Origin of the sequence: Micromonospora sp. AP08 (genome assembly GCF_008085935.1) — a bacterium.
GTDB lineage: Bacteria > Actinomycetota > Actinomycetes > Mycobacteriales > Micromonosporaceae > Micromonospora > Micromonospora chersina.
In genome coordinates, this window is the sequence record NZ_VSEZ01000004.1 from 304886 (window position 1) to 326188 (window position 21303).

Consider the following 21303-nt stretch of genomic DNA (forward strand, 5'->3'; position numbering starts at 1 on the left):
ATCAGGGCTCGACGCGCTGGCCCTTGCCGATGACGACGATGCCGTTGTCGGAGACGGTGTACCGCTGGCGGTCCTTCTCCAGGTCGACGCCGATCTCGGCGCCCTCCGGCACGTAGACGTTCTTGTCCAGGATGGCGCGGCGGACCACCGCGTGCCGGCCGATCTCGACACCCTCCATGAGCACCGAGCCGTCCACGTGCGCCCAGGAGTGCACCTTCACCTTCGGCGAGACGATCGAGTTCTCCACCAGCGAGCCGGAGATCACCGAGCCGGGCGACACCATCGAACTGACCGCGCGGCCGACCCGCTCGCCCCAGGCGTGCACGAACTTGGCCGGCGGGTACGGCGGCTGGTTGCTGTAGATCGGCCAGTCGAAGTTGTAGAGGTTGAACACCGGGTGGACGTTGATGAGGTCCATGTGGGCGTCGTAGAAGGAGTCGAGCGTCCCCACGTCCCGCCAGTAGCCGCGGTCGCGGTCGGTGCTGCCCGGCACCTCGTTGTCCTTGAAGTCGTAGACGTTGGCCTCGCCCCGCTCGACCAGCATGGGGATGATGCTGCCGCCCATGTCGTGCTTGCTGGTCTTGTCCTCGGCGTCGCGCTCGACCGCCTCGCAGAGCGCCTTGGTGCTGAAGACGTAGTTGCCCATCGAGGCGTAGATCTGGTCGGGCGCGTCGGGCAGCCCCACGGCGTCGGTGGGCTTCTCGCGGAAGGCCCGGATCCGCCGGCCGTCCTCACCGACCTCGATCACCCCGAACTGGTCGGCCATCGACAGCGGCTGCCGGATGCCGGCCACGGTGACCGCGGCGCCCGAGGCGATGTGGTCCTCCACCATCTGCCGCGGGTCCATCCGGTAGATGTGGTCGGCGCCGAAGACGATCACGTGGTCCGGCTGCTCGTCGTTGATCAGGTTGAAGCTCTGGTAGATCGCGTCGGCCGAGCCGGCGAACCACCACGGGCCGCGGCGCTGCTGCGCCGGCACCGGGGTGACGTAGTTGCCGAGCATCGTCGACATCCGCCACGTCTGCGTGATGTGACGGTCCAGCGAGTGGGACTTGTACTGGGTGAGCACGACGATCTTGAGATAGCCGGCGTTGGCCAGGTTGGAGAGGACGAAGTCGACCATGCGGTACATCCCGCCGAAGGGGACGGCCGGCTTCGCCCGGTCGGTCGTGAGGGGCATCAGGCGCTTGCCCTCCCCGCCGGCCAGGACGATCGCGAGCACCTTGGCAGCCATGCACAGACGCTATCCATCCCGCACCGACTTCACCACTCGTACGGGCACGTTTCCGCACCCGGTGCGGCGGGGGAAAGCACGCTAGGGTGCCGGTCATGAGCGATTCCGCCCGGCTGCGTGTCGACCTGCTCACCCGCGAGTACCCGCCGGAGGTCTACGGCGGCGCCGGGGTGCACGTGGAGTACCTCGCGCGCGAGCTGCGCCGCCTCGCCGACGTGCGGGTGCACTGCTTCGGCGCGCCCCGCGACGAGCCGGGCGTCACCGCCTACGCCGAGCCGGCCGCGCTGGCCGGCGCGAACGCCGCGCTGCGCACCATGGGCGTCGACCTGGAGATGGCCGCCGGCGCGGCCGGCACCGACGTGGTGCACAGCCACACCTGGTACGCCAACCTGGCCGGACACACCGCGAAGCTGCTGCACGGGGTCCCGCACGTGGTCACCGCGCACAGCCTGGAGCCGCTGCGCCCGTGGAAGGCCGAGCAGCTCGGCGGCGGCTACGCGCTTTCCTCCTGGTGCGAGCGGACCGCGTTCGAGGCCGCCGACACGGTCATCGCGGTGAGCAAGGGGATGCGGCGGGACGTGCTGGCCGCGTACCCGGCGGTCGACCCCGAGCGGGTGCGGGTCGTCTACAACGGCATCGACACCGCGCAGTACGCCCCGGATCCCGGCACCGACGTGGTGGACCGGCTCGGCATCGACCCGGGCCGCCCCAGCGTGGTCTACGTCGGCCGGATCACCCGGCAGAAGGGCCTGCCGTACCTGCTGCGGGCGGCCCGGGAGCTGCCCGCCGACACCCAGCTCGTGCTGCTGGCCGGCGCCCCCGACACGCCGGAGATCGCCGCCGAGGTGGAGGGCCTGGTCGCCGAGCTGCGGGCCGGCCGCTCGGGCGTGATCTGGATCGCCGAGATGCTGCCCAAGCACGAGGTGATCCAGGTGCTCACCCACGCCACCATCTTCGTCTGCCCGTCGGTCTACGAGCCCATGGGCATCGTCAACCTGGAGGCGATGGCGTGCGAGACAGCCGTGGTGGCCACCGCCACCGGCGGCATCCCCGAGGTGGTCGCCGACGGCGAGACCGGGCTGCTGGTCCCGATCGAGCAGGCCGGCGACGGCAGCGGCCGGCCGCTGGACCCGGAGCGCTTCGTGGCCGACCTGGCGGCGACCATCAACGACCTGCTGGCCGACCCGAAGCGGGCCGAGGAGTTCGGCCGCGCCGGCCGCCGCCGGGCCGTCGAACACTTCTCCTGGGACACCATCGCGCAGCGCACGCTGGAGGTGTACCGGTCGGTGGGCGCCGCCGGCTGACCTGAGCGCGAAGCGATCTCGCGCAGTAGGTTGAACCGGTGACTGGACGGTTCCCGATCGAAGACGTCTCCCCCGTCGTCTCCTGCGGTCGCTACCCGGCCAAGGCGGTGGTCGGCGAGATCGTGCCCGTGTCGGCCCGCGCCTACCGGGAGGGCCATGACGCGCTCGGCTGCAACGTGGTCTGGCTCGGCCCGGACGGCGCCGCCCGCCCGTTCACCCGGATGCGCCCCGGCGAGCCCGGCCAGGACCGCTGGCACGCCACCATCCGCCCCGACGCGGTCGGCACCTGGCGGTTCACCGTGGAGGCGTTCCAGGACCCGTACCTGACCTGGCAGAACGCCGTCACCAAGAAGCTCGCCGCCGGCCAGGGTCCGGCCGAGCTGGCCAACGACCTGGCCGAGGGCGTCCGGGTCCTCGAAGCCGCCCTCGACCTCGTGCCGAAGGACGACCTGGACCGGGTCCGGGCCGCCATCGCCGCGCTGCGCGACGCCGACGAGGACCTGCCCCGCCGGGTCGGCCCGGCGCTCGACCTGGCCCCGCTGCTGTGGGACCACCCGGTCCGCGAGCTGGTCACCACCGGCGAGGAGCACAGCCTCTGGGTCGACCGGCCGCGGGCGCTGTTCTCCGCCTGGTACGAGTTCTTCCCCCGCTCCGAGGGCGCCGTCGCGGCCACCGTCGACGCGCCCGCCCGCTCCGGCACCTTCGTGACCGCCCTGGACCGGCTGCCCGGCGTCGCCGCCATGGGCTTCGACGTGCTCTACCTGCCGCCGATCCACCCGATCGGCCGGGTCAACCGCAAGGGCCCCAACAACGCGCTCACCGCCGGGCCGGACGACGTCGGCTCGCCGTGGGCGATCGGCGCCGCCGAGGGCGGCCACGACGCCATCCACCCCGACCTGGGCACGCCGGAGGACTTCCGCGACTTCATCGCCGCGGCCGCCGAGCAGGGCCTGGAGGTGGCCATGGACCTGGCGTTGCAGTGCGCCCCGGACCACCCGTGGGTGACCGAGCACCCGGAGTGGTTCACCACCCGGGCCGACGGCAGCATCGCGTACGCCGAGAACCCGCCGAAGAAGTACCAGGACATCTACCCGCTGAACTTCGACAACGACCCGGAGGGCATCCGGGCGGAGATCCTGCGGGTGGTGCTGCACTGGGTCGGCGAGGGCATCCGGATCTTCCGGGTCGACAACCCGCACACCAAGCCGTTCGACTTCTGGCACTGGCTGATCTGGGAGGTCAAGAAGGTCGACCCGGACGTGCTCTTCCTCGCCGAGGCGTTCACCCGCCCCGCGATCATGCACGGCCTCGGGAAGATCGGCTTCACCCAGTCGTACACCTATTTCACCTGGCGCACGTCGGCGGCCGAGATGCGGGAATACTGCACGGAGCTGGTCGCGGCGGCCGACTACATGCGGCCCAACTTCTGGCCGAACACGCCCGACATCCTGCACGAGTCCCTCCAGCACGGCGGCCCGCCGATGTTCAAGATCCGGGCGGTGCTGGCCGCGCTGCTCTCCCCCTCCTGGGGCATGTACGCCGGCTACGAGCTGTTCGAGCACGTCGCCCGCCCCGGCGCCGAGGAGTACCTGGACAACGAGAAGTACGAGCTGCGCCCCCGGGACTGGGCGGGCGCGCAGGAGCAGGGCCGCTCGCTCGCCCCGTTCATCGCCACCCTCAACCGGGTCCGCCGGGACAACCCCGCCCTGCACCGGCTGCGCAACCTGCGCTTCCACGACATCGACAACCCGGCGCTGCTCTGCTGGTCCAAGCACGACCCGGACACCGGCAACACGGTGATCGTGGTCTGCTCGTTCGACTCCCGCGCCGTGCAGTGGGGCAACACCACCCTCGACATGCCGGCGCTCGGCTTCGACTGGCACGAGCGGTTCACCGTGCACGACGAGCTGACCGGCACCGACTACGACTGGGGGCAGCGCAACGCGGTGCGGCTCGACCCGTACCTGCAACCCGCGCACGTGCTCACCGTGCGGCGGCCCGCCCCGCCGGCCGAGCCCGAGGCCGCGCCGCCGGCCCCGGCGGCGCCCGACCTGACCGTCGAAGACGTACCCGCCGACCTCTCCGGCGGCACCGCCCCGACCGCACCGGCCGCGAAGGACGACGCACGATGGACCAGCTGATCGCCGGCCAGGCGCACGACCCGCACGCCACGCTCGGCGCGCACCCCGCCGACGGGCGCACCACCATCCGGACCCTGCGCCGGGGCGCGACCGACGTGACCGTCGTCGCCGGCGACGAGCGGCACCCCATGAAGCGGGTGCACGACGGGGGCGTCTTCGAGGCCGTGCTCCCCGGCGAGGTGCTCGACTACCGGGTCGAGGTCGACGGCGCGGTGCACGACGACCCGTACCGCTACCCGCCCACCCTCGGCGAGCTGGACCTGCACCTGATCGGCGAGGGCCGGCACGAACGGCTCTGGGAGGCGCTCGGCGCCCGGGTCTTCGACGAGGGCGTGGCGTTCACCGTCTGGGCGCCCAACGCCCGCGGAGTGCGGGTCGTCGGCGACTTCACCGGCTGGGGGCCCGACGACGGCTGGCCGATGCGCTCCCTCGGCTCCAGCGGGGTGTGGGAGATCTTCGTTCCCGGCGCCACCGTGGGCAGCCGGTACAAGTACCGCATCCTCGGCGCCGACGGGCACTGGCGGGACAAGGCCGACCCGATGGCAGCCCGCACCGAGGTGCCGCCCGCCACCGCCTCCGTGGTGCACCACTCCCGGTACGCCTGGGGCGACGCCGACTGGCTGACCCGCCGGGCGCGCCGGCAGCCGCACCAGGAGCCCATGAGCGTGTACGAGGTCCACCTCGGCTCCTGGCGCCCCGGCCTCGGCTACCGCGAACTGGCCGAGCAGCTCACCGCGTACGTCACCGAACTCGGCTTCACCCACGTCGAGTTCCTGCCCGTCATGGAGCACCCGTTCGGCGGCTCCTGGGGCTACCAGGTCACCGGCTACTACGCCCCCACCGCCCGGTTCGGCGACCCCGACGAGTTCCGCCACCTGGTCGACCGGCTGCACCAGGCGGGCATCGGGGTCATCCTCGACTGGGTGCCGGCGCACTTCCCCAAGGACGAGTGGGCCCTGGCCCGCTTCGACGGCACCCCCCTCTACGAGCACCCCGACCCGCGCCGCGGCGAGCACCCCGACTGGGGCACGTACGTCTTCGACTTCGGCCGCCGCGAGGTGCGCAACTTCCTGGTCGCCAACGCCCTCTACTGGCTGGGCGAGTTCCACGTCGACGGCCTGCGGGTCGACGCGGTCGCCTCGATGCTCTACCTGGACTACTCCCGCCAGGAGGGCCAGTGGGCGCCCAACGTGCACGGCGGCCGGGAGAACCTGGAAGCCATCGCGTTCCTCCAGGAGGTCAACGCCACCGTCTACAAGCACCACGCCGGGGTGGTGATGGTCGCCGAGGAGTCCACCGCCTGGCCGGGCGTCACCCGGCCCACCGCCGAGGGCGGGCTGGGCTTCGGCTTCAAGTGGAACATGGGCTGGATGCACGACACCCTGCTCTACACCTCCAAGGACCCGATCTACCGGCAGCACCACCACCATCAGCTCACCTTCTCCCTGGCGTACGCCTGGAGCGAGAACTACGTGCTGCCCATCAGCCACGACGAGGTGGTGCACGGCAAGGGCTCCCTCACCGGCAAGATGCCCGGCGACATCTGGCAGCGGCTGGCCAACGTCCGGGCGCTGCTCGCGTACATGTGGGCGCACCCCGGCAAGCAACTGCTCTTCATGGGCTGCGAACTCGCCGACGACCGCGAGTGGAGCGAGGAACGCGGCCTCGACTGGTACCTGCTGCACGACCCGGCCCGGGCCGGCGTGCAGCGCCTCGTCGGCGACCTCAACCGGGTCTACCGGGAGACCCCGGCACTCTGGGCGCAGGACACCGACCCCGCCGGATTCCGCTGGATCGCCGGGGACGACGTCGCCAACAACACCGTCTCGTTCATCCGCATCGCCCCCGACGGCCAGACCCTCGTCTGCGTGGCCAACTTCTCCGCGCTGCCGCTGGAGGGCTACCGGGTCGGCCTGCCCGCCGGCGGCGCCTGGACCGAACTGCTCAACACCGACGCCCACCACTACGGCGGGTCGGGGGTGGGCAACCTCGGCACCGTGCACGCCGAGAGCGTCCCCTGGCACGGCATGCCGGCGTCAACGGCGCTGCGGGTGCCGCCACTCGGCGTCCTCTGGCTCCGCCCCGCCTGAACGCCACTGCCCTCCTCCCGCTTGCTCGCTACTCGCGGCCCGGTGGTCCGTGGCGTGGGGTCCGTGCTCCGTGGCGTGGCGTCCCGTGGCCGGCTGCCGGATCTTGGCGAGTTGCCGTTCGGGGCGAACCGTAACTCGCCAAGATCTCCGGGCGCCGCGCGCGATATGCACGGAGAGTAGCGCCATCGCCCGCGATCACTACGCTGCGTCGAGATGTCGCGCGGAGCCGCGATCGACCTGAACGGACGTGCGTCACCCTCCGTACCGCTGGACGGATGCCGGACACCCGTGACGGACGAGGCGGAGGAGCTTCGATGGCGTGGAGCAGAAGCACAACCAGGCGACGGAGGACGGCGGGCTCGTCCCGTAACCGGAAGATCGCGGGCGGCGTGGCGCTGGCCATGACGGCCGGTGCGGCGTTCGCGGTCGCCACCGGCACCGGCCAGGCCGCCGAGAACTGCCAGGGCCTGGACACCGCGCTGCGCAACAACCTGACCTTCATCGCCGACCAGCGCCGCAACCCGGACGCCAACTCGGCGGCCCGGATCGCCAACCGGCAGGCCGTGGTCGACCTCATCCAGCAGCGCCGGACCGCCGCCGGCTGCACCGGGACGGTCGAGGTGGCCGGTGCGGTCTGCCCGAGCGTGCCGTGGGAACAGGCGATGGGCACGCAGCTCGGCCGCGCCTGGGCGGTGACCGAGCAGATGGCCGGCGAGCGCTCCGGCCAGCTCGTCGACCCGCAGGTCACCCGGGCACGGGTGAAGCGGCTCACCGGCCTCGTGAACGAGGTACGCGGCATCGTGCAGGGCGCCCAGGAGGCACAGGCCGGGAAGGCCGGGGCTGCGGCCGGCGGAGCTGGCGGGGCTGGCAATTCCGGTGGAGCTGGCAATGCGGGCGGAGCCGGTGAAGCTGGTGGAGCTGCCAATGCAGGCGGAGCCGGCAAGGCTGGTGGTGCGGCCGGCAAGGCTGGTGGTGCGGCCGGCAAGGCTGGTGGTGCGGCTGGCAAGGCTGGTGCGGCTGGCAAGGCTGGTGCGGCTGGCGGCGTGGCGGGTGGCGCGGAGCGGGCCGCCGGCATCATCAACGCGATCGGTGGCCTGCTGGAGCAGATCGCCGCCATCGTGCAGGCGGCCCAGCAGGCGGACGGCGGCCAGCAGGCCGGTGACGGCCAGCAAGCGGACGGCGGCCAGCAGGCCGGCGACGGCCAGGAGGCGGACGGCGGCCAGCAAGCGGGAGACGGCCAGCAGGCAGGCGGGGCGCCGGGCGATGAGCAGGGTGCCGGCGCGCAGGAAGGCGCGGGCCAGCAGAACAGCGGCGAGGCGGCAGCGGACCAGCAGGGCCAGGCCGAGCAGCAGGACGGTCAGGCGGCCGATGGGCAGCAGAACGGCGACCAGGCCGCCGACGACGGAGACCAGGCCGCGGACGGCGACCAGGCCGCCGACGGCGGCCAGGCGGCAGCCGCCGGGAAGCGGGTCGCACAGCGGCTTCAGCAGGTCCGAGCGCGCATCCAGCAGCTCCGGGCGATCGTCCAGCAGATCCGCGCCGCCCGCCAGGCCGCCCGCGACCAGCGCGGCCAGGGCCAGGACGTCGGCCAGGGCCAGAGCGGCCAGGGCCAGGACGTCGGCCAGGGCCAGAGCGGCCAGGGCCAGGACGTCGGCCAGGGCCAGAGCGGCCAGGGCCAGGACGTCGGCCAGGGCCAGAGCGGCCAGGGCCAGGGCCGGGGCGCCGACCAGGCTCCCGGCCGGAACAAGGGCATGAACCAAACCGGCGAGGGCGTGAACCAGGGTGGCCAGGGACAGGTCTACATGGTGGCCGACCCGAGCGTGCCGGGCTGCGCCCCGGCGGACCCGGGCCAGGGCATCGGCAACGCAGGCGGGCAGAACGACGCCGACCAACAGGAAGGCGCGTCGAACGGCAGGAGCGACGACCCCTCCGACTCAGCCGCAACCGACCCGGCCGAGGCCCCAGGCGCCGACGCCGGCACGACCGACCCCACTGCCGACACCGACGCCGCAATGACCGGCGCAAAATGAATGACGGACCCGGCATGACAAACCGCACCTGACCCCGCCCGACAAGCCCCCCAGACCCCGACACCACGTCGATCATGAGGTTGACGGCACTGGAAGAGATCGACTTCGCCGTCAACCTCATGATCAACGAGGAAAAGGGCAGGGGCTCAGACCAGGCCGGCTTCGCGGAGGAGTTTCCAGAGGCCGGCGCCATCCGGCGCCGCGAGCCACTTCTGGCCCACCGGGCCGGCCGAGGGGCGGCCCGGTGGGGTGGGCAGGCTGCCGGCGAGCACCGACTGGGTGGGCGAGAGGCGGCGGATCGCCACCCCGGCCACGTTGTCCGGGTGGGCGGCGGCGAACTCGCGGTAGATCTCCTGGTCGTGCTGCCCGTCGTCGCCGATGAGCAGCCAGCGGACGTCGGGGAACTCCCGGGCCAGCCGGGCCAGGGTGGCCCGCTTGTGCTCGCGGCCGCTGCGGAACCACCGGTCGGCGGTCGGCCCCCAGTCGGTGAGCAGCAGCGGACCGGCCGGGTAGAGGTGCCGGGAGAGGAACCGGGTCAGCGTAGGGGCGACGTTCCAGGCGCCGGTGGAAAGGTAGAAGACCGGGGCCCCGGGGTGGGCGGTGACCAGGCGCTCGTACAGCACCGCCATGCCGGGGACGGCGGCCCGGGCGTGCTCGTCGAGGACGAACGTGTTCCAGGCGGCGAGCAGCGGCCGGGGCAGCGCGGTCACCATGACCGTGTCGTCGATGTCGGAGAGGATGCCGAACCGGACCTCCGGGTCGAGGATGCGGACCAGCGCCTCCACGGGTTCGGCGTCGGCCACGCTGAGGCGTACGCAGCCCCAGCCCGGGGTGAAGTCGGCCTTGATGACGGTGTCGACGAAGCCGCTGCGGTCCGCGGTCGCCTCCTGGGTGACGCCGCCCGCCTCGATGGTGACCTTCGCGTGCTTGGCGGGCAGGGTGGTGAAGCTGCGCCAGCCCCGGACCTTCTCCAGCCGGCCGCGCTGGCGGGTGTCGGGGCGGCCGAGCAGCACCCGGCAGAGCACCCGCGCCCAGCCGGGCGCGCCGTACCCGGCGTACGCGATGATGTTGGCCTGCCACCCGGTGCGCCGCAGCCGGCGCTCCACCAGGCCGTGCAGGGCGTCCTCGATGCGGGCGGCCCGGTGCAGTTGCGGCACGGCCAGTTGGTCCGGTGGTGTGGGTGGCACGCTGTCACCCTGCCACAACCCGCGCGCACCGGCCACGCGAGTGGTCTGCGCCGATCCCCCCGCCGCCCGACGCCGGGCGTGACAGACTGCGGTCGAGGCGACGACGGGGGCGTTGGTCGTGTCGAGACCAGAGCGGGACCCGGGACGATGGCGTCCGGCGCTGGACCGGCCGGCCCTGGTGGCGCTGCTGCTCGGCGTCGCCGGGGTGGGCTACCGGCTGGTGCTGACGCTGCTCACCCTGCCCACCTCGAACAGCGACGAGGCGACCTTCGGCCTGGCCGCCCTGCACATCGCCACCGGCAACGAGCGGCCGGTCTTCCTCTACGGCCAGCGCTACATGGGCATGCTGGAGTCCTACCTGGCGGCCCCGCTGGTGGGCTGGGCCGGGGCGAGCTGGCCGGTGCTGCGGCTGCCGCTGCTGGCGCTCTACGCGGTCTTCCTGTGGTTGGCGTACCGGTTGACCCGCCGGCTCTTCTCCCCCTGGCTGGCCACCTTCGTGGTGGGCCTGCTGGCGCTCGGCTCCGAACGGGTGGTCCGCGACCAGCTCACCGCGGTCGGCGGCCGGCCGGAGGTGAAGCCGGCGGTGCTGGCGATGGTGCTGATCGCGGTGGCCCTCGGCGAGCGCCGGGTCCGGCACCGCTGGCTGGCCACCGGCCTGTTCGGGCTGCTGGCCGGGGTGGCGCTCTGGTCGGACTGGCTGATCGTGCCCTACCTGGCGGTGGCCGGGTTGCTGCTGCTCTGGGCCGCGCCCCGGGACCTGGTGGGCTGGCCGGGGGTGCTGCTCGTGGTGGGCTTCGTGCTCGGTGTCGCGCCCATGGTGAAGGACAACCTGGTTGCCCCGGACGGGCAGGACTCGCTGTCGGTGTTCCGGGAGATCAGCACGAAGGACGGCGCGACCCCGTCGCTGGCCGAGCGGCTGCACGGCGGCCTGTTGGAGGGGGTGCCGCTGGCCTCGGGGCTCTGCCCGATGGACGGCTGCGCCCGCTGGGCGCAGTGGTTCGGGCTGCTCTACCCGGTGCTGCTGGTGGCCGCCGCCGGGCTCGCGCTGGTCGCGTTCCGCCGGGCCACGGACCCGGCCGCGCGGACCCGGGCCGTGGCGGTGCTCGCCCTGGTCGCCGGTGCGGCGCTGACCCTGCTGGCATACGTGCGCAGCCCGCTCGCCGCGACCGACCCGCTGGGCAACTCCCGCTACCTGTCGGTGCTCCAGATCTCGCTGCCGGCGGTGCTCTGGCCGCTCTGGCGGGCCGCCGCGCACGCGGTCCGGGCCACCGCGGGCGGGGCCGCCCGGCTCGCCGGCGCGCTGGCCGGGCTGGTGCTGGCCGCGCTGGTGGCCGCCACCCTCGCGGGCACCGTGGCGTTCGTGGCGGACGCCCCGTCGCTGCGCGCCGAGGAGCGGCAGGCCCGGGAGCTGGCCGACGCGGTGCGCCGGGCCGGGCTGCACGAGGTGTACGGGGACTACTGGACCTGCAACCGGCTGATCTTCAACACCGGCGAGGCGGTGGTCTGCGCGGTGCTCGACGGCGACCTGAGCCCGGGGCAGAACCGCTATCCGGCGTACTGGAAGCGGGTGGGGCGGGCGGCCCGGCCCGGGTACGTGGTGGCCGTCGGCTCGTCGGCGGAGCGCGGGCTGCGCCGGATGCTCGGCGACCGGGCCGACGCGGCGGTGGTGGCCGAGGTCGGCGGCTATCGGGTGTACCACCCGGATGCCGCCGTGCGGCCGTGGCGCTGAACCCGGGCCGTACGCTGTGCCGATGCTCATCCTGCTGCCCCCGTCGGAGGGGAAGGCCGAGGCCGGCACCGGCCGGCGGCTGGACCTGTCGAAGCTCTCCCTGCCGGAGCTGAACCCGGCCCGGGAGAAGGTGCTCGGCGCACTCGTCGACCTCTGCGCCGGCCCGGACGAGGCGGCGGCCCGCGAGGCGCTGGGGCTGAGCGAGGGGCAGCGCGGTGAGCTGCGGCGCAACGCGCGGCTGCGGGCGGCGGCCACCGCGCCCGCCGGGCGGATCTACACGGGGGTGCTCTACGAGGCGCTCGACCTGGCCACGCTGCCTCCGGCGGCGGAGCGGCTGGCGCGCCGCTCGGTGCTGGTCAGCTCGGGCCTGTGGGGCGCGGTACGCCTCACCGACCGGATCCCGCCCTACCGCTGCCCGGTCGGGGCGCGACTGCCGGGCGTCGGGGCGCTGTCGGCGTACTGGCGCGCGGCGCTGGCGGAGGCCATGACGGCGGCCGCCGGGAAGGGTCCGGTGCTGGACCTGCGCTCCGGCGCGTACGCGGCCACCTGGGCGCCGCGCGGGGCCGTCGCCGAGCGCACCGTGACCGTGCGGGTGCTGCACGAGCGGGAGGTCGACGGGGCGCCGACCCGGTCGGTGGTGAGCCACTTCAACAAGGCCACCAAGGGCCGGCTGGTCCGCGACCTGCTCACCGCCGGGGCCCGGCCGCGGACCGCCGACGCGCTGGTCGGTGCGCTGCGCGAGCTGAAGTATCAGGTCGAGGAGCAGCCGGGGGCGGCCGGCCGCCCCCGCCAGGTCGACGTGGTCGTCACCGAGCTCTGAGGGCGGCTTGCCGCAAATTTTGCTCAAGGCTCGGTCGCAGCGGTTTCGCGGTGCGGACGGCGGGGGCCACGGTTAAGGAACCCCGACGCCGACCAAGGAGCTGTTCCGATGGCCCCCGAGTCCACCGCACTGCTCGACCGGCCCCGCCAGTCGTCACCACCCCCGCCACTGGACTGGCTCACCCTGGCCGACGCCTTCGAGGTCGCCTGCCTGGTGCGCTGCACCCCGCCCCCGGCCACCGACGCCCGCCGGCTCGACGTCGGGGCGTACCGGGGCGGGATCGCCGAGTTCAACCGCGAGGACGCGGCGCACCGGATGCGGCAGCTGCTGCACCGGCTGGACGTGCCGGTGAACCACGAACTGGCCACCGGCGGCCTGCGCCGCCGGTACGAGCTGCACCGGCTGTCGGTGCCCCGGGAGCACCGGCCGGCGTACGCGACCCTGCTGGAGGCCGGCTGGCGGCAGGGCCGCCGGGAGCTGCTCGGCGGGCCCTTCCCCGGGGCGTCCACGGCCCGCCGGGTGTGGCGGCCGCGGCTGGCCGCCGCGGCGTGGCGGGCGGCGCTGCTGGCCGGCGGCCGGCACGTACGCCGGCACAGCCTCGGCATCCGGCTGGCCGACCGGGACCTGGCCGCGGTGCTGGTCCGGGGCGCGGCGCTGCTGGAGGTCCCGGCGGTGCTGCGGCCCGGCGCGGGCTGCTTCCTGGTGAGCGTGGCCAACGGCCCGCACCGGGTGCGGATCACCGAGAGCGCCAAGCTGGCCCCCGCCGCGGCCTGCTGACCGCGCCCCGCCCGCGGTCACCGCACGGCCGCGGGGGCGGGGTCGGGCGGCCGGGCTTGCGCGGCGGGTGGTCGGCGGCGCACAGTTCAGCCCGTGAGCCGACACTGGTCTGTGCGCGGCCGGCGCCGGACGGCGGCCCCGCTGGCGCTGTTGCTGCTGCTCGTGGCCGGCCTGGCCGGCTGCCGGGACGAGCCCACGGAGCCGGTGCGGATCCGGATCGCGACCGGTAGCCCCACGGCCGTCTACCACGCCTTCGGCCAGTCGCTGGCCGCCCTGCTCAACCGGGAGCTGCCCGGCGTGCGGGCCAGCGTGGTGGTCACGGCGGCGTCCGCGCAGAACGTCCGGCTGGTCGGCTCGGGCGAGGCGGAGCTGGGCTTCACCCAGGCCGACGTGCTGCCGCCGCACGCGCCGGAGCACCCCACGGTGCTCGCCGTGGCCCGGGTCTACGACGACCTGCTGCACCTCGTCACCACCGCCGGCGGCCCGGTACGCACCCTCGCCGACCTGCGTGGGCGGCGGGTGTCGGTGGGCGCCGACGGCTCCGGCACCGAGGTCACCGCCACCCGGCTGCTCAGCGTGGCGCAGCTCGGCGGCACGGTGGTCCAGGAGCACCTCGGCTTGGACGACTCGCTGGCGGCGCTGCGTGCGGGCCGGATCGACGCGTTCTTCTTCTCCGGCGGCCTGCCGGTCCGCGGCGTCGCCGAGCTGGCCGGGCGCACCTCGATCCGGATGGTCGACCTGGGCGAGTGGACCGAGCCGCTGCGCAGCGGCTACGGGCAGGTCTACGTGACCCGGGACATCCCCCGCTCGGTCTACGGGGCGGACCCGGTCAGCACGGTGGCGAACCCGAACTACCTGATCGTCCGCGCCGACCTGCCGACGAAACTGGTGCGCGAGGTGACCCGGCTGCTGATGGACCGCCGGGAGGAACTGGCCGCCGCGCACCCGGCGGCCGGCCGGATGAGTCCCCGGGCGGCGATCGTCACCACCCCGCTGCCGCTGCATCCGGGCGCGGCGGAGTGGTACCGGGCCACCAAACCCTGAGGCGGGGTCAGCGCCGCCCGGTCTCGGAGCCGACCCGTTCGACCGGGCCGCCGCCGGGCGCCGCGGCGGGTCCGTCCGGCTCGGCCGGCTCGTCGGGGGCCGGGAACCACACCTCGGCGACCAGCCCCCGGGGGTCGCCCTGGCGCATGGTGAGCCGGCCGTCGGAGGCGTCGACCAGCACCGCGACGATGGTCAGCCCGAGCCCGGCGCCGTCGACGTTCTGCACGTCCGGGGCCCGCCAGAACCGCTCGGTGGCCTGGTCCAGCTGGCTGGCCGTCATGCCGGGGCCGGTGTCCCGGACCTCCAGGGCGGTCCCGCCGTCGGCCGGCCGTACGGTCACCGTCACCGCTCCCCCGGCGCCGCTGAACTTGACCGCGTTGTCGATCAGCGCGTCGAGCGCCTGGTCGATGGCGGTCGGCACGGTCCGGGCGTACACGGGCGCCCCGGTCGTGTCGAGCGCGAGGGTGACCGACCGGTGCCGGGCCAGCGGCAGCCAGGCCGCCACCCGGGAGGCGGCGATGCCGGCGGCGTCGACCGTGACCCGCTGGTTCTCCTCCCGCTCGGCGCGGGCCAGGGTGAGCAGCGCGTCGAGCACGGTGGCCAGCCGGTCGGTCTCCTCCAGCGCGAGCTGGTGCTCGGCCCGGCCGTCGGGGTCGGTCAGGCTCGGCCCCAGCTCCTCCACCCGCAGCCGCAGCGCGGTCAGCGGGTTGCGCAGCTGGTGGCTGGCGTGCGCGACGAACGCCCGCTGCCGGTCCATCACGTCGGAGACCGCGTCGGCCATGTCGTTGAAGCTGGTCGCCAGCCGGCGCAGCTCGGGCGGGCCGAGCCGGGGACGGACCCGGGCCCGCCGGTGGCCCTCGGCGATCTCGTGGGTGACCGCGTCCAGCTCGGTGACCGGGCGGAGCACCCAGCCGGCCAGCCCGAACGCCGTGGAGACGCACGCCAGCACGGCGAGCAGGCCGATGCCGGCGAGCAGCAGCCACCAGGCGGTGACGGTGCGGCGCACCTTGGCCGCCGGGGTCGTGGTGATCACGGCGCCGAGCACCTCGCCGCCGTCGTTGATGGGGACCGCCACCACGAGCGGCCCGTCCCCCCAGGGCCAGACCGACTCCGGCCCGCTGAACTGCTGCCCGGAGAGCGCGGTGTCCAGGGCCGGGTCGGTGCCCGCGCCGAACTCCCAGCGGGCCGAGGCGGCCACGGTGCGGCGGTCCCGGTCCACCACGGCGGCGCCGACGCCGTAGAGGTCGTCGTAGGCCGCCAGTTCCCCGTCGAGCGGGCCGGGGGTGCCGCCGCGCAGCGCCGGGCCGGCCAGCGAGGCGAACCGGGTGGCGTCGGCGAGCCGGTCGGCGCGGACCCGGTCGGTCTCCCGGGTGGCCAGGGTGGCGGCGAGGGGGGTCTCCAGGGCGAGCAGCACCAGCACCATCAACAGCAGGTAGCTGATCACCAGCCGGCGGCGCACCGGGGCCTCCTCACTCGCCGCGGAGCCGGTAGCCGACCCCGCGGACGGTCTCGACCAGCGTCGGGTCGCCGAGCTTGCCGCGCAGCGAGCCGACGTGCACCTCGACGGTGTGCCGGTCGGCCCAGGTGGTGCCCCAGACGTCGAGCAGGATCCGGTCCCGGGGCACGGCCACCCCGGGCTGGCGGGCCAGGGAGAGCAGGATGTCGAACTCCTTGCGGGTGAGCGCCACCGGCCGGCCCGCCACGGTGACGGTCCGCCCGCCCACGTCGATGCGGACGGCCCCCGCCTCGATGAGGTTGCGTTCCGGCACGGTGTGCGCGGCCCGGCGCAGCACCGCCTCGATCCGCGCCTGCAGCTCCACCATCGAGAACGGCTTGACCACGTAGTCGTCGGCGCCCAGCCGCAGCCCGAGCACCCGGTCGCGTTCCTCGCCCCGGGCGGTCACCGCGATGATGCCGAGCTGGCTGCTGCGCCGGCGCAGCTCCCGGCACAGGTCGGTGCCGTCGCCGTCGGGCAGGGTCAGGTCGAGCAGCACCAGGTCGCACGGCGCGGCGGAGAGCGCGGCCTCGACGGTGGCGGCGTGCTCCACCTCGTATCCGCGCCGGGTGAGCGCGGACGACAGGGCGGCGGCCACCCGACGATCGTCCTCGACCAGGAGGATCCGCACCCGTGTCTCCATCCGCTCGACGTGCTGCCCTGCGAATGGTGGCAGACGTGGCGCGGCGGGGGGAGACCCCGGGCGCACCGTCGAGACGGCGGACGCCGCCGGTGAGCTAAGGTTCCGCTCTGTGTCCGCAGCTGCCACCACACCTGACTCCCCGGCCGCCGGCCCCGTCGGCGCCCCGTCCGCCGGCCCCGACCGTCCCGGTGGCGCCGGCGGTGGCGTGGACGCGGACGGCTGGGTGGACGACCGTCCGGCCCTGTGGCGGCGGTACCCGGCCGCGACCGCGCTCGCGCTCTACGCCCTGCTCCGGCTCAGCGGGCTGGTCATCCTCGCGATCTTCGCCCACCGGGCGGGGGCCGACTTCTGGTCCCTGCTGAACAACCGTTTCGACGCCCTCCGGTACGTGCAGGTCGCCGAGCACGGGTACGACCGGGGGCTGACCGCCGACCATCCGGAGCAGTTGAAGAGCAACCTGTCCAACCTGCCGTTCTTCCCGCTCTATCCGGGCCTGATCGCGTTGGTCGCCGCGGTCACCCCGTTCTCCGCCCCGGTCTCGGCGCTGATCGTGTCGTGGGCGGCCGGCCTGGCCGCCGCGTGGGGCATCTACGCGGTCGGCGCGCACGTGGCGTCCCGCCGGGTCGGGCTGATCCTGGTCGCCCTCTGGGCGCTCCTGCCGCACGCCGTCGTGCAGAACATGGCCTACACCGAGACGATCTTCACGGCGCTCGTGGCGTGGACGCTGTACGCCCTGCTGCGCCGGCAGTGGCTGACCGCCGGCCTGCTCTGTCTGGTCGCCGGCCTGTCCCGCCCCACCGCCACGACCGTGGCCGCCGCCGTGGGGTTGACCGCGCTGGTGGCGATCGTCCGTCGCCAGGACGGCTGGCGACCGTGGGCCGCGGCGGCGCTCTCCCCCCTCGGCTACCTGGGCTACCTGGCCTGGGTCGGGCATCGCCTGGGCCGGGTCGACGGCTACTTCTACCTGCAGGAGAAGATCTGGCGGATCGGCTTCGACGGCGGAGCGTCGACGTTCACCACGTTCAAGCAGGTGCTGACCAAGCCGGAGAACCTCGTCGCCTACACGTCCACCCTGCTGATGGGCCTGGCCGTGGTGCTCATCGTGCTGCTCGTCTCGCACCGGTACCCGCTGCCCCTGGTGGTCTACTCGATCGCGTTCTTCCTCATCACCGTCGGGACGGAGAACTACTACTGGGCGAAGGGCCGCTACCTGGTTCCGGCCTTCGCCCTGCTGCTGCCGATCGCCGTGGGGCTGGCGAAGGCCCGCCGGAGCACCCTGCTGGCGGTATTCGGGTTCCTCCTGCTCGTCTCGGGGTGGTACGGCACATACCTGTGCCTGGTGTGGCACGCGTCGCCCTGACCGGCCCCGCCGCCCGACCCGGGCGGGCCGCCGTCAGATGCCGAAGACCTCGTCCGCGACGGCGTCCCGGACCCCGTCGGTGAAGCCCCGGAAACCCGGGTCGGCGTGACTGGCCGGCACGCTCGTCACGTTCTCGCCGGTGGCCTCGGCCACGGCGTCCACCAGCGGCGGGAAGTCGATCTCGGCGTCGGTGAAGGAGTCGTCGTCGGCCTGCCCGAGGTTGATCACCTGCTGGACGTCGTCGGTCGGGGTGTCGGGGTCACCGGCCCAGTCGGCGCCGGCCCGGTAGCACTCGTCGTAGACGCCCCGCTGGCCGTCGGTCCAGTCGTCGTCGTAGCTCTGCATGCCCACCCCTCCGCGGCCGCCGCACCCCGAGCATGCCGGCTCCGGGCGGGCGGCCGGGGGCGTACGCCGGAACCGGCCCACGGCGGGCGGGCGCGGGTCTCTAGGCTGCGGTGGTGATCTACAAGATTCTGGCCACCAGCGAGTGGGACCAGGCGCAGGCGGCCGGGCGGTTCACCGGCACCGCGATGGACCAGCAGGACGGCTTCATCCACCTGTCGGCGGCCGACCAGGTGGTGGAGACGGCCCGCCGGGTCTTCGCCGGGGTCGCCGGCCTCACCCTGCTCGCGGTGGACGAGGCGCGGCTCGGCGACGCGCTGCGCTGGGAGGTGTCCCGGGGCGGGGCGCTCTTCCCGCACCTCTACGCCGCCCTGCCGGTCGACGCGGTGCTGGCGGCGCACGCCCTGCCCGCCGACCGGCCCGCCGCCGACGCGGTGGCGGAACTGGTCGCGTGACGGCTCGTTATGCTGCGTCGAGCCCGCGCGCCGGCTCCGGGAGTCCGGCGCGGTCGGGTGGTCCTGGCCCGGCCGGGCGCGCGGCGGTCAACCGGCGCGGCCGCCGGGCACCGACGGCGCGACGACGCGCCCTGCGACGATGCGAGTTGACATGACTGACACCACCAACCGGTCCGCCTCCGTCTTCGTCCACCCGACGGCCGACGTGGAGGACGGCGCCCAGGTCGGCGACGGCACCAAGGTCTGGCACCTGGCCCACGTCCGGTCGAGCGCCCAGGTGGGCGCCGGCTGCGTGATCGGCCGCAACGTGTACGTCGACGCGAACGTCACCGTCGGCGACCGCGTGAAGATCCAGAACAACGTCTCGGTCTACCAGGGCGTGACGATCGAGGACGAGGTCTTCGTCGGCCCGTGCGCGGTGTTCACCAACGACCTCCGCCCGCGCGCCCAGAACCCGGACTGGACCATCACCCCGACCATGGTCCGCCGGGGCGCCTCGATCGGCGCCAACGCCACCCTGGTCTGCGGTATCGAGGTGGGCGAGTACGCGATGATCGCCGCCGGCTCGGTGGTGACGAAGGACGTCAAGCCGTACCAGCTGGTGGCCGGCAACCCGGCCCGGCCGAAGGGCTGGGTGGACTCCAAGGGTGAGGTCGTCTCGCGGGACGTCGACAACCCGCCGCACCAGGGCTGAGCGCGCGACGGGGGCGGCGACCGGACCGGTCGTCGCTCCCGTGCCTCGCGGCGCCGGTCAGTCGCAGAGCCGGCCGATCTCGTCGCGGAAGCGGTCCATCGGGTTCACCCCGGGCGGGCCGAGCAGGTACGCCTTCAGCTCCCGCCGCGCCCCGGCCATCGGGTCGTCCCCGGCCCGGGTGACGGCCAGGACCTCCGGCAGCTCACGGCAGTCGGGGGAGAGCAGGTACGCCGCGCGCGCCGTGGGGAAGGTGCGGCGGAACTCGTCCTCCGGCAGGCCGGCCGGGTTGGCCACCACGTACGGCCGCTCGCTCTGCACCCAGTCGGAGACCACGCTGGAGACGTCGCTGACCAGCAGGTCGGTGACGTTGAAGCAGTCGAACAGGGCCGGGGTCCGGCCGGTGACCACGAGGTGCGCGGCGCCGTCCAGCGAGGTCGGGTCGGTGCGGCCGCCCGCGGCCCGGATCCGGGCGACGATCCGCTCGTGCGCCGCCCGCGCCTTCCCCGACCGGGTGCCGGTCAGCGGGTGCGGCTTGTAGATCAGCCGCAGGCCGCCGGCGGCGAGCAGCCCGGACACGATCCGCTCCCCCATCAGCACCAGCGAGGTGTGGTACGGGTCGTCGTCCAGCCAGCCCTCCCAGGTGGGGGCGTAGAGCACGGTGAACACGTGGTCGGCGGCGCCCGAGCCGAAGGTGTGCACCCCGGCGAGCTGCGGCCGGCCGATCTCCACGATGTCGCGGTCCAGCACGCCCACCCCCGCCCGGGCGAACCGCTCCCGGCCGGCCGGCCCGGCCACCCACACCTCGTCGTAGACCTTGCTGTACGGGTTGACGCTGGCCTGCTTGTCGCTGTCGCCGTGGCCCACGAAGACGTGCTTCACGCCCGGCTCCCGCAGCAGGTGGATGTTGGCGCCGACGTTGGCCACGTAGAGGGCGACCCGGATCGGGGCCAGGTCGAGGTTCATGAAGTCCACCCCGGCCGGTACGCAGATCACCGGCAGCCGGGTGTCGGCCAGCTCGTGGAAGGCCTCCTCGGAGCGCAGCAGCACCACCGCGCGCCGGCCGGCCGCCTCGACCGGGGCGAGCCACATGTTGACCTGGTAGACGTCCTTGGCCGGGCCGGCGAAGTAGAGCGCCACCTCGGGCCGCTCCCGGGCCAGCCAGTCGTGCACGGCGGGCAGCACGCCGGGGGCCTCGTCCCGGCCGGGCAGCCGGGTGAGTGTCAGCACCGCGGCGGTGACCAACCCGGCGACCAGGGTGACCACGCCGGTGACCACCACCGGTGCGACCCGGTCGGTGGCCGCGGCCACCACGGCCGCCGGCACGAGCAGCACGTTGAGCAGGGGCAGCCGCAGGCCGGCCAGGCGCCGCGCCCAGGCCGGCGGGACCGGCGCCCGGCGCAGCGCGCCGAGGTCGAGGTTGCGGGTCAGCGCCGGGGTGGCGGCCCGCCCGTCGACCGCCCGGGCCAGCGCCGTGGTGCCGACGGCCACGGTCCAGAGGGCGGCGGGCAACAGCAGCACCGCGAGCGTGCCGGCCCGGCCGGGGCGGACCGCGCTCACCACCAGCAGCGCCACGGACAGGTCGCGGACCAGGCGTCGGAAGACCAGCCCGACGCCGGCCTTGCGGAGCAGCCCGCCGGTCTCGGCGTACCGGGTGGCGAGGGTCAGCTCACCGGCGATGACCACCGCCGCGGCGACCGCGTACGGGACCACCAGACCGACGACCCCGGAGAGGATCATGACCCCGTAGCCGAGCAGCGTCAGGCCCGCCACGGCGAAACCCCGCTGGCTCCGCACCCTGTTGAACAACGGCCCGCTCCCTGTCCGCCCCGACGTCGAGGTGATCCGGCACCCGGGCAGCGGCCACCTGAAGGGCACGTGACCCCAGTATTGCCGGGGTGCCCGACGGGCGGACGGGAGATGACGATCCTCACCCCCAGGTGCGCAGGGGGCGCGACGCA

At 74.2% G+C, this 21303-nt stretch carries 16 protein-coding genes and 1 pseudogene; 11 read left to right on the top strand and 6 right to left on the bottom strand.

The features are described 5' to 3' along the window. Window position 1 precedes the first annotated feature (1 nt). Window positions 2–1234 (bottom strand): glucose-1-phosphate adenylyltransferase, encoded by a 1233-nt coding sequence (gene glgC / locus FXF50_RS09855; protein ID WP_091310463.1) that lies wholly within the window; start codon window positions 1232–1234, stop codon window positions 2–4. 95 nt (window positions 1235–1329) lie between these two features. Here glgC and glgA point away from each other — a divergent pair, with 95 nt between their 5' ends. The 4 genes from glgA (at window position 1330) to FXF50_RS29535 (ending at window position 8799) form a co-directional block, all read left to right on the top strand. Next, window positions 1330–2538: a glycogen synthase gene (gene glgA / locus FXF50_RS09860; protein WP_148426909.1), complete on the top strand. Its 1209-nt coding sequence runs from the start codon at window positions 1330–1332 to the stop codon at window positions 2536–2538. 38 nt (window positions 2539–2576) lie between these two features. Continuing rightward, window positions 2577–4679 (top strand): alpha-1,4-glucan--maltose-1-phosphate maltosyltransferase, encoded by a 2103-nt coding sequence (locus FXF50_RS09865; RefSeq protein ID WP_148426910.1) that lies wholly within the window; start codon window positions 2577–2579, stop codon window positions 4677–4679. Then, entirely contained in the window at window positions 4667–6769 is a 2103-nt protein-coding gene (gene glgB, locus FXF50_RS09870; protein WP_148426911.1) for a 1,4-alpha-glucan branching protein GlgB, read from the top strand. The genes FXF50_RS09865 and glgB overlap by 13 nt, the downstream gene beginning before the upstream one ends. Before the next feature lie 389 nt (window positions 6770–7158). Further along, a complete protein-coding gene (locus tag FXF50_RS29535; protein WP_148426912.1) occupies window positions 7159–8799 on the top strand; it encodes a hypothetical protein in 1641 nt (546 codons plus the stop codon). A gap of 146 nt (window positions 8800–8945) precedes the next feature. Here the strand turns inward: FXF50_RS29535 and FXF50_RS09880 are convergent, their stop codons facing one another. After that, complete coding sequence (locus FXF50_RS09880; protein WP_212837085.1) at window positions 8946–9986, bottom strand: App1 family protein; 1041 nt, start codon at window positions 9984–9986, stop codon at window positions 8946–8948. Window positions 9987–10064: 78 nt separating this feature from the next. On the opposite strand from FXF50_RS09880, the pseudogene FXF50_RS09885 reads away from it, so the two are divergent. The 4 genes and pseudogenes from FXF50_RS09885 to FXF50_RS09900 all read left to right on the top strand — a co-directional run bounded on the left by FXF50_RS09885 (window position 10065) and on the right by FXF50_RS09900 (window position 14356). Further along, window positions 10065–11715, top strand: a pseudogene (locus FXF50_RS09885) (ArnT family glycosyltransferase). Window positions 11716–11737: 22 nt separating this feature from the next. Beyond that, window positions 11738–12535: a peroxide stress protein YaaA gene (yaaA, locus tag FXF50_RS09890; RefSeq protein ID WP_187399598.1), complete on the top strand. Its 798-nt coding sequence runs from the start codon at window positions 11738–11740 to the stop codon at window positions 12533–12535. 108 nt (window positions 12536–12643) lie between these two features. Beyond that, entirely contained in the window at window positions 12644–13312 is a 669-nt protein-coding gene (locus tag FXF50_RS09895; RefSeq protein ID WP_148426916.1) for a hypothetical protein, read from the top strand. A gap of 93 nt (window positions 13313–13405) precedes the next feature. Beyond that, window positions 13406–14356, top strand: a complete 951-nt coding sequence (locus FXF50_RS09900; RefSeq protein ID WP_148426917.1) for a TAXI family TRAP transporter solute-binding subunit — start codon at window positions 13406–13408, stop codon at window positions 14354–14356. A gap of 7 nt (window positions 14357–14363) precedes the next feature. Here the strand turns inward: FXF50_RS09900 and FXF50_RS09905 are convergent, their stop codons facing one another. Next, a complete protein-coding gene (locus FXF50_RS09905) occupies window positions 14364–15815 on the bottom strand; it encodes a HAMP domain-containing sensor histidine kinase (RefSeq protein WP_148426918.1) in 1452 nt (483 codons plus the stop codon). A gap of 10 nt (window positions 15816–15825) precedes the next feature. Continuing rightward, complete coding sequence (locus tag FXF50_RS09910; protein ID WP_187399599.1) at window positions 15826–16494, bottom strand: response regulator transcription factor; 669 nt, start codon at window positions 16492–16494, stop codon at window positions 15826–15828. Between the two features lie 109 nt (window positions 16495–16603). Between FXF50_RS09910 and FXF50_RS09915 the strand changes: the two genes are divergently transcribed. Then, the gene (locus FXF50_RS09915; protein WP_148426920.1) at window positions 16604–17854 is read left to right on the top strand and encodes a glycosyltransferase family 39 protein; all 1251 of its coding nucleotides are present in this window, start codon (window positions 16604–16606) and stop codon (window positions 17852–17854) included. Window positions 17855–17887: 33 nt separating this feature from the next. On the opposite strand, the gene FXF50_RS09920 is transcribed toward FXF50_RS09915, so the two are convergent. Next, window positions 17888–18199, bottom strand: coding sequence for a hypothetical protein (locus FXF50_RS09920; RefSeq protein WP_148426921.1), 312 nt, complete (start codon window positions 18197–18199; stop codon window positions 17888–17890). 113 nt (window positions 18200–18312) lie between these two features. On the opposite strand from FXF50_RS09920, the gene FXF50_RS09925 reads away from it, so the two are divergent. Continuing rightward, entirely contained in the window at window positions 18313–18651 is a 339-nt protein-coding gene (locus tag FXF50_RS09925) for a DUF952 domain-containing protein (protein WP_148426922.1), read from the top strand. A 151-nt stretch (window positions 18652–18802) separates the two neighbouring features. Then, window positions 18803–19345: an acyltransferase gene (locus FXF50_RS09930; RefSeq protein ID WP_148426923.1), complete on the top strand. Its 543-nt coding sequence runs from the start codon at window positions 18803–18805 to the stop codon at window positions 19343–19345. A 57-nt stretch (window positions 19346–19402) separates the two neighbouring features. Here the strand turns inward: FXF50_RS09930 and FXF50_RS09935 are convergent, their stop codons facing one another. After that, window positions 19403–21151, bottom strand: a complete 1749-nt coding sequence (locus FXF50_RS09935) for a CDP-glycerol glycerophosphotransferase family protein (RefSeq protein ID WP_148426924.1) — start codon at window positions 21149–21151, stop codon at window positions 19403–19405. Window positions 21152–21303: the final 152 nt, after the last annotated feature.

Excerpts from the sequence above, each read along its gene's own strand:
- glgC (WP_091310463.1), bottom strand. The coding sequence starts at position 1,234 with ATGGCTGCCAAGGTGCTCGCGATCGTCCTGGCCGGCGGGGAGGGCAAG.
- glgA (WP_148426909.1), top strand. The coding sequence starts at position 1,330 with ATGAGCGATTCCGCCCGGCTGCGTGTCGACCTGCTCACCCGCGAGTAC.
- glgB (WP_148426911.1), top strand. The coding sequence starts at position 4,667 with ATGGACCAGCTGATCGCCGGCCAGGCGCACGACCCGCACGCCACGCTC.
- yaaA (WP_187399598.1), top strand. The coding sequence starts at position 11,738 with ATGCTCATCCTGCTGCCCCCGTCGGAGGGGAAGGCCGAGGCCGGCACC.
- FXF50_RS09895 (WP_148426916.1), top strand. The coding sequence starts at position 12,644 with ATGGCCCCCGAGTCCACCGCACTGCTCGACCGGCCCCGCCAGTCGTCA.
- FXF50_RS09910 (WP_187399599.1), bottom strand. The coding sequence starts at position 16,494 with ATGGAGACACGGGTGCGGATCCTCCTGGTCGAGGACGATCGTCGGGTG.
- FXF50_RS09920 (WP_148426921.1), bottom strand. The coding sequence starts at position 18,199 with ATGCAGAGCTACGACGACGACTGGACCGACGGCCAGCGGGGCGTCTAC.
- FXF50_RS09930 (WP_148426923.1), top strand. The coding sequence starts at position 18,803 with ATGACTGACACCACCAACCGGTCCGCCTCCGTCTTCGTCCACCCGACG.